The organism is Pseudomonas sp. P7779, from assembly GCF_013386315.1.
Classification (GTDB): Bacteria; Pseudomonadota; Gammaproteobacteria; order Pseudomonadales; family Pseudomonadaceae; genus Aquipseudomonas.
Map to the genome: position 1 here is coordinate 22,283 of NZ_JACARZ010000101.1, position 7,811 is coordinate 30,093.

The window sequence follows — 7,811 nt, forward strand, 5'->3', positions numbered from 1 at the left end:
CGGTGTAAACGTCCCTGGGGATTGCAAAAACGCGCTGGTGATAGCGTCGCGCAGGCTCTATAACTACAAACTCCTTAAGTCAGAAATCGGGAAACCCCAATGAGCAAGGTCTACACGATTGCCGTACTGGTCGGCAGCTTGAGAAAAGAGTCGATCAACCGCAAGGTCGCCCTGGCACTGGCCGAGTTGGCGCCCGCCAACCTCAAGTTGAACATTGTCGAAATTGGCGATTTGCCGCTCTACAACGAGGACATCGACGGTGCTGCACCGCCGGCAGCCTACAGTACTTTCCGTCAACACGTGCGTTCATCCGACGCGGTGTTGTTTGTGACCCCCGAATACAACCGCTCCGTGCCGGGTGTATTGAAGAATGCGATTGACGTCGGTTCACGTCCTTATGGCCAAAGTGTCTTCAGCGGCAAGCCGGGTGCGGTGATCAGTGTGTCCCCCGGCGCCATCGGCGGTTTTGGGGCCAATCACCATTTGCGCCAGTCGCTGGTGTTTCTCGATGTGCCGTGCATGCAGCAGCCGGAAGCCTACCTGGGCGGTGCGGGCAGCGTGTTCGATGAGTCGGGCAAGGTCTCGGAAAAGACCAAGCCGTTTTTGCAGGCGTTTATCGACGCCTATGGCAAGTGGGTGGAAAAACAGCACGGCTGATCAGCCGTGCGAAAAAAGACCCCGCTATTTAAGCGGGGTCTTTTTTGTCTGCGGTCAGGCCGCGTGGTCGGCCACTATGGCGCTATTAACGCAGCCAGTTGGTTTTCGCCAACTCGATCACCTCATCACCGCGCCCACTCATCACCGCCTTGAGCATGTACAGGCTGAAGCCCTTGGCCTGTTCCAGCTTGATGCTCGGCGGCATCACCAGTTCCTGGGTGGCGGTGACCACGTCCACCAGCACCGGGCCGTCGTGGGCCAGGGCGCGGCGCAGGGCCGGTTCCAGGTCTTCGGACTGCTCTACGCGAATACCGAGGATGCCCATGGCGTTGGACATGGCGGCAAAGTCCGGGTTTTTCAGCTCGGTGCCGGTGTCCAGGTAGCCCGCCGCTTTCATCTCCATGGCGACGAAGCCCAAAGAAGAGTTGTTGAACACCACCAGCTTCACCGGCAGGTTCAGCTGCGCCAGGCTGATGAAGTCACCCATCAGCATGGTGAACCCACCGTCGCCGGACATCGAAATCACCTGGCGCCCGGGAAACGCGGCTTGCGCACCGATGGCCTGGGGCATGGCGTTGGCCATCGAGCCATGGTTGAACGAGCCGATCAACCGGCGCTTGCCGTTCATTTTCAAGTAACGCGCCGCCCAGACTGTCGGCGAGCCAACGTCGGCGGTGAAGATTGCGTCGTCGTCCGCCAGTTCGCTGAGCAGGCGCGCGACATACTGCGGGTGAATTGGCCGGCCGGCCTTTGACGGTTCCGCCAGGTCATCCAACCCTTGGCGGGCTTTTTCATAATGCTTGAGCGAGGTTTCGAGGAAGCTGCGGTCCGTCTTGCGGGTCAGGCGCGGCAGCAGCGCCTGGATGGTCTCGCTGACGTCAGCTGCAATGCCCAGGTCCAGCGTGGCACGCCGGCCCAGTGCCTGTGGGTTGCGGTCGACCTGGATAATTTTTGCGTCGGTCGGGTAGAACTGGCGATACGGGAAGTCGGTGCCGAGCATGATCAGCGTGTCGCAGTTGAGCATGGCGTGGTAGCCGGAGCTGAAGCCGATCAGGCCGGTCATGCCGACGTCGAACGGGTTGTCCCACTCCACATGTTCCTTGCCGCGCAGGGCATGCACCACGGGCGCGCCGAGGGCGTCGGCCAGGGCCACCACCTCATCGTGGGCGCCGGCACAGCCGCTGCCGCACAGCAGGGTGACTTTGCCGCTGTGTTCGAGGATGTCGGTGAGGCGTTGCAGGTCCTGTTCCGCCGGCAACGTGCGCGGTGCCAGCAGGGCCGGCCACGGTTTGAATTTATCTTCTACTTCCAACAGTGACACATCCCCCGGAATCACCACCACCGCTACGCCGCGGTTGAGGATCGCCGAGCGCATGGCACGGTGCAGCACGTGAGGCATCTGCTCGGGGTTGGTCACCAGCTCGATAAAGTGGCTGCACTCCTTGAACAGCTCCTGGGGATGGGTCTCCTGGAAGTAGTTCAGGCCGATCTCGGAGGAGGGGATCTGTGCGGCAATGGCCAGCACCGGCACGTGGTTGCGATGGCAATCGAACAGGCCATTGATCAAGTGCAGGTTGCCGGGGCCGCAGCTGCCGGCGCATACGGTCAGCTCGCCGGTGGCGGCGGCTTCGGCACCGGCGGCAAACGCGGCCACTTCTTCGTGGCGCACATGCATCCACTCGATGCTGTCCATGGTGCGCAGGGAGTCGGTCAGGCCGTTGAGGCTGTCGCCGGTCAGGCCCCAGATGCGCTTGATGCCCGCCTGTTCAAGGGTGGTCGCCAATTGCTGGGCCAGGGTGATTTTCGCCATGAAGAACTCCAATCGTCAGTGAGGGTAAAAAGCTGCTGATCAGTTAAGGACAGTTCCATGGCGCTGAATGCTCCCCGCTCAATGTGAAGAATTGGTCATCGCAGCGCGATATTGCCGAGTGCGGCGGGCGATAAACAGTTGGTCTTTTATCAACGCCAGCAGCGGCGTCACCCCGGGTTTCGGCTGGCGGCCACGGCTCAGGCGGCGAAGCTGATAGCGCACCACTGCCATGCTCGCCAGGCTGGCCAGGGGTTTGCGCTTCCAGCGGATCGGCGGCAATTGCGGGTTGAGATCGCGGCCGGCGCGCCATTGCTTGATCAGGTGCGGCTCCAGGGTCAGCGCGGTGGCGATCCCGGCCATGGCGATGCCGCTGTCCAGGACTTGCTGCACGATCGGCAAGCGCCGGATGCCGCCGGTGACCATCACCGGCATGTTGGCGACTTTCGCCAGGTCGCTGGCCATCTCGATGAAATAGGCTTCGCGGGCCAGGGTGCGTCCGTCGCGAGCCTCGCCTTGCATGGCCGGGGCTTCGTAGCTGCCGCCGGACAGTTCCAGCAGGTCGATGGCCAGCGGGTTGAGCAGCTCGACCACGGCGTGGGCGTCGGCGGCGTCAAAGCCACCGCGCTGGAAGTCGGCGGAGTTGAGTTTCACCGCCACGCAGAAATCCGCGCTCACGGCGGCGCGTACGGCTTTGATCACTTCCAGCAACAGCCGAGCGCGGTTTTCAACGCTGCCGCCCCAGCGGTCTGTGCGCTGGTTGCTCAAGGGCGAGAGAAACTGGCTGAGCAGGTAGCCGTGGGCCGCGTGAATCTGCGCGCCGCTGAAGCCGGCCTTTTCGGCGAGACGCGCGCTGGTGGCGAAGCGCGTGATGACGTCCTGGATATCGTCCTCGGTCATGGCTTTGGGTTGGGCGAACATCTTCGAAAAGCCGCCGAGATCGAGGGCCACCGCCGAAGGTGCCAGGGCCTGCTGGCCGAGGTTGGCCATGGTCTGACGGCCCGGGTGGTTGAGCTGCACCCAGAAGTGCGCGCCCTTGGCCCGGCCAATCGCGGCCCATTGGCGAAACTTGTCCAGGTGACGTTCGTCTTCCAGCACCACGCCGCCGGGGCCGGTCATGGCACGGCGATCAATCATCACGTTGCCGGTCAGGATCAGGCCGGGCTCGCCGTCGGCCCAGGCTTGATACAAGCGCATCAGGGCCTCGGAAGGCGCCTGGTTCGCATCCGCCATGTTCTCTTCCATCGCCGCCTTGGCGATGCGGTTACTGATGAGCTGGCCGTTGGGCAATTGCAACGCTTCAAAGGGCGACATGCTTGACTCCTCACATTGGGAGCGCTCAGGCTAAGCTTAAAGGTCACTTTAAGGTCAATGGGGTTGGCGATGAATATTGGTGAACTGGCGGAACGCAGCGGCTTGGCAGCCTCGAAGATTCGTTTTTACGAAGCCCAGGGGCTGATCCAGGTCGAGCGACAAGGTAATGGCTATCGCCGTTATCCCATGCAGACGTTGCAGACGCTGCAATTGATCCAGGGCGCTCAGCGCGCCGGTTTCAGCTTGCAGGAGTTGAAGGCGCTGATGCCCGACGATTCGCCGAGCGAGGCGAAACGCGCCGATATCGTCTTGAGGCTTGAGCGCAGGATTGCGCAGATAGAAGAGCTTCAAGCCCGAATGGACCAGAGCAAGGCAGAGTTACGCGCGGTGATCGCCACAATCCAGGCACACCCGGAAGGCACGCCGTGCACCCAGGCGCAGGACAAGGTCTGGGCCTCAATCGAGGCGCATAAAAAAACGCCGCGCATCTGACGATACGCGGCGTTCGTTTACAGCAACAAAACCTTAGGCTTGAACCACAGGGATGTTGGCGCTTGCAGCAATTTCACGGAACTCGGCGATCTGGTCAAAACTCAGGTAGCGATACACGTCGCTGGCCATGGTGTTGATCTTCGCGGCGTATTCCATGTACTCCTCGACGGTCGGCAGGCGACCCAGGATGGAAGCCACCGACGCCAGCTCGGCCGAAGCCAGGTAGACGTTTGCGCCGTCACCCAGACGGTTCGGGAAGTTACGGGTCGACGTCGACACAACGGTCGAGTTCGGCTCTACACGTGCCTGGTTACCCATGCACAGCGAGCAGCCCGGCATTTCCATGCGCGCGCCGGCCTTGCCGTAGATGCCGTAGTAGCCTTCTTCGGTCAGTTGGTGAGCGTCCATCTTGGTCGGCGGCGACAGCCACAGACGGGTTGGCAGCTGACCCTTGACCTGATCCAGCAGTTTACCGGCAGCGCGGAAGTGACCGATGTTGGTCATGCACGAACCGATGAACACTTCGTCGATCTTCTCGCCAGCAACGCTGGACAGCAGACGGGCGTCGTCCGGATCGTTTGGCGCGCAGAGCACAGGCTCCTTGATGTCGGCCAGGTCGATCTCGATGATTTCAGCGTATTCGGCGTCAGCATCGGCAACCATCAGCTCAGGGTTGGCAACCCAGGCTTCCATCGCTTGGGCACGACGTTCCAGGGTACGCGCATCGCCGTAGCCTTCACCGATCATCCAGCGCAGCAGGGTGATGTTGGAGTTCAGGTACTCGGTGATGGATTCTTTCGACAGCTTGATGGTGCAACCGGCAGCCGAACGTTCAGCCGAGGCGTCGGACAGCTCGAAGGCTTGTTCGATGCTCAGGTTGTCCAGGCCTTCGATTTCCAGGATACGGCCGGAGAAAGCGTTCTTCTTGCCTTTCTTCTCTACGGTCAGCAGGCCAGCCTGGATCGCGTAGTAAGGAATGGCGTGAACCAGGTCACGCAGGGTGATACCAGGCTGCATTTCACCTTTGAAACGCACCAGGATCGATTCCGGCATGTCCAGCGGCATGACGCCGGTGGCGGCGGCGAACGCTACCAGGCCGGAACCGGCCGGGAACGAAATGCCCATCGGGAAACGGGTGTGGGAGTCACCACCGGTACCGACGGTGTCCGGCAGCAGCATGCGGTTCAGCCAGCTGTGGATGATGCCGTCGCCCGGACGCAGCGATACGCCGCCACGGGTCATGATGAAGTCAGGCAGGGTGTGGTGGGTGGTCACGTCGATCGGCTTTGGATAGGCCGCGGTATGGCAGAACGACTGCATTACCAGATCGGTGGAGAAGCCCAGGCACGCCAGGTCTTTCAGTTCGTCACGGGTCATGGGACCGGTGGTGTCCTGGGAGCCGACGGTGGTCATCTTCGGTTCGCAGTAGGTGCCTGGACGAACGCCAGCCACGCCGCAGGCCTTGCCGACCATTTTCTGCGCCAGGGTATAGCCCTTGTCGCTTTCAGCCGGGGCTTCCGGCAGTTTGAACAGGGTCGAAGGTGGCAGACCCAGCTCGGCGCGAGCCTTTTCGGTCAGGCCACGGCCGATGATCAGCGGGATACGACCGCCGGCACGGACTTCATCCAACAGGACCGGAGTCTTCATTTCGAAGGTGGTCAGGACTTCATCGCTGTTGTGCTTGGTGACTTTGCCAGCATGCGGGTACAGGTCGATCACGTCGCCCATGTTCATGTTGGTAACGTCGAACTCGATTGGCAGTGCGCCGGCATCTTCCATGGTGTTGTAGAAGATTGGAGCGATCTTGCTGCCGAAGCAGAAGCCGCCAGCGCGCTTGTTCGGCACGTAAGGCACGTCGTCGCCGAAGAACCACAGTACCGAGTTGGTGGCCGATTTACGCGACGAACCGGTACCGACCACGTCACCGACGTAGGCGATCGGGAAGCCCTGGCCGCGCATTTCTTCGATCTGCTTCATCGGGCCGGTCTTGCCTTGCTCATCCGGCACGATGCCTTCACGGGCCATTTTCAGCATGGCCAGGGCGTGCAGCGGGATGTCAGGGCGGGACCAGGCGTCCGGGGCAGGGGACAGGTCGTCGGTGTTGGTTTCGCCGGTGACCTTGAACACGCGCAGGCTGATCTTGTCGGCCAGGGTCGGGCGGTTCTTGAACCACTCGCCGTCGGCCCAGGACTGGATCACGGCTTTGGCGTGTTCGTTGCCGTTCCTGGCTTTTTCCGCGACGTCGTGGAAAGCATCGAACATCAGCAGGGTGTGCTTGAGTTGGGCGGCAGCGACGGGGGCCAGGGTGGCGTCGTCCAGCAGCTCGACCAGGGTCACGATGTTGTAGCCGCCTTGCATGGTGCCGAGCAGTTCAACAGCGCGTTTCTTGTCGATCAGGGGAGAAGTGGCTTCGCCCTTGGCCAGGGCAGACAGGAAACCGGCCTTGACGTAGGCAGCTTCGTCAACGCCTGGTGGAATGCGGTTGGTGATCAGGTCAACGAGGAATTCTTCTTCGCCAGCCGGGGGATTTTTCAGCAGCTCGACCAGGCCTGCGGTTTGTTCGGCGTTAAGCGGCTGGGGAACGATACCCAGGGCTGCACGCTCTTCGATATGTTTGCGGTAGGCTTCAAGCACAGTTATTACCCTCATCAGTGGTCCCACGGGACGCTCATCCAGAAATGCACGGCACGCATGCGCTCAGGGGCTTTTTGGGCCGTAGAGCCAGCGCTGCCGGCAATCCTCACAGAAGCTGCTTTCAAAGTTTTACGCCTGCAGAACGGAGCTGATGAGGGTTGGCGCTGGCTATTTACCGGGTAAATAACCATCGCCAACACCGTTCTTTAGGAACGACTGTGCTCGTGACGCTTTGAAAACAGCTTCCAACGGATTATTGGCGCCTTACAAGGCCGGATGATTCTACGGCAAAAAAATTCTAAACGTAAGTTGCCGCGCCAAGTTTGCAGGGTGATCAACCTTAGACAAAGGGCTAACATGTGCAACTGTTTCGCTGATTTGTGCGTTGTCGACCATGTCTAACCAAACCATCAAGACCCCCTGCGTTGGCCTGTGCTCCACGGTTTACGGCGATCTTGTGTGCCGGGGGTGCAAGCGGTTTCACCATGAGGTGATTCAGTGGAACGGGTATAACGAGGAAGAAAAACGTGCGGTGTGGCTGCGGCTGGAGCAGTTGTTGGTGCAGGTGATGGCCGGGAAGCTTGAGGTGTTTGACCCTAAAATGCTGCGGGGGCAGCTGGAGCAGCGCAAGATTCGGTTTGTGCCGCATCAGTCGGAGTACTGCTGGGCCTATCAGTTGATTGCCCGGGGGGCGCGGGTGATCAGTAATCTTGAGGCTTATGGGATGGTGTTGATGCCGGAGTTTCGGGAGTGGGGTTTGCCTGAGTTGCGGGATGCGATTGATCGGGAGTTTTTTATTTTGTCCGAGGCGCATTATCAGCGGTATATCGCTCCGGGGTTTCTCAGGGATGCGTTTGGGGGGTGATTGAGTACATATCCGTTATTTGGGTAACGGCGGCTTATGGTT

Annotated in this window: 6 protein-coding genes; 3 read left to right on the forward strand and 3 right to left on the reverse strand. The window is 60.7% G+C overall.

Features of this window, described 5'->3' with window-relative positions; all coding sequences use genetic code 11:
* Nucleotides 1–99 precede the first annotated feature (99 nt).
* Entirely contained in the window at nt 100–657 is a 558-nt protein-coding gene (locus tag HX869_RS26260; RefSeq protein WP_008431334.1) for an NADPH-dependent FMN reductase, read from the forward strand.
* 85 nt (nt 658–742) lie between these two features.
* Here the strand turns inward: HX869_RS26260 and poxB are convergent, their stop codons facing one another.
* Both poxB and HX869_RS26270 read right to left on the reverse strand, forming a co-directional pair.
* Nucleotides 743–2,467, reverse strand: a complete 1,725-nt coding sequence (gene poxB / locus HX869_RS26265; RefSeq protein ID WP_008431335.1) for a ubiquinone-dependent pyruvate dehydrogenase — start codon at nt 2,465–2,467, stop codon at nt 743–745.
* A gap of 78 nt (nt 2,468–2,545) precedes the next feature.
* A complete protein-coding gene (locus HX869_RS26270; RefSeq protein WP_178903886.1) occupies nt 2,546–3,778 on the reverse strand; it encodes an NADH:flavin oxidoreductase/NADH oxidase family protein in 1,233 nt (410 codons plus the stop codon).
* Nucleotides 3,779–3,847: 69 nt separating this feature from the next.
* Here HX869_RS26270 and HX869_RS26275 point away from each other — a divergent pair, with 69 nt between their 5' ends.
* Nucleotides 3,848–4,270 carry a MerR family transcriptional regulator gene (locus HX869_RS26275; RefSeq protein WP_008431339.1) on the forward strand — a complete coding sequence of 141 codons (423 nt, stop codon included), beginning with the start codon at nt 3,848–3,850 and terminating at the stop codon, nt 4,268–4,270.
* A 33-nt stretch (nt 4,271–4,303) separates the two neighbouring features.
* Here HX869_RS26275 and acnB read toward each other — a convergent pair whose 3' ends face one another.
* On the reverse strand, nt 4,304–6,904 hold the full coding sequence (gene acnB / locus HX869_RS26280) for a bifunctional aconitate hydratase 2/2-methylisocitrate dehydratase (RefSeq protein ID WP_003209239.1): 2,601 nt from the start codon (nt 6,902–6,904) through the stop codon (nt 4,304–4,306).
* 394 nt (nt 6,905–7,298) lie between these two features.
* Here acnB and HX869_RS26285 point away from each other — a divergent pair, with 394 nt between their 5' ends.
* Nucleotides 7,299–7,769, forward strand: coding sequence for a DUF1289 domain-containing protein (locus HX869_RS26285; protein WP_003209237.1), 471 nt, complete (start codon nt 7,299–7,301; stop codon nt 7,767–7,769).
* Nucleotides 7,770–7,811: the final 42 nt, after the last annotated feature.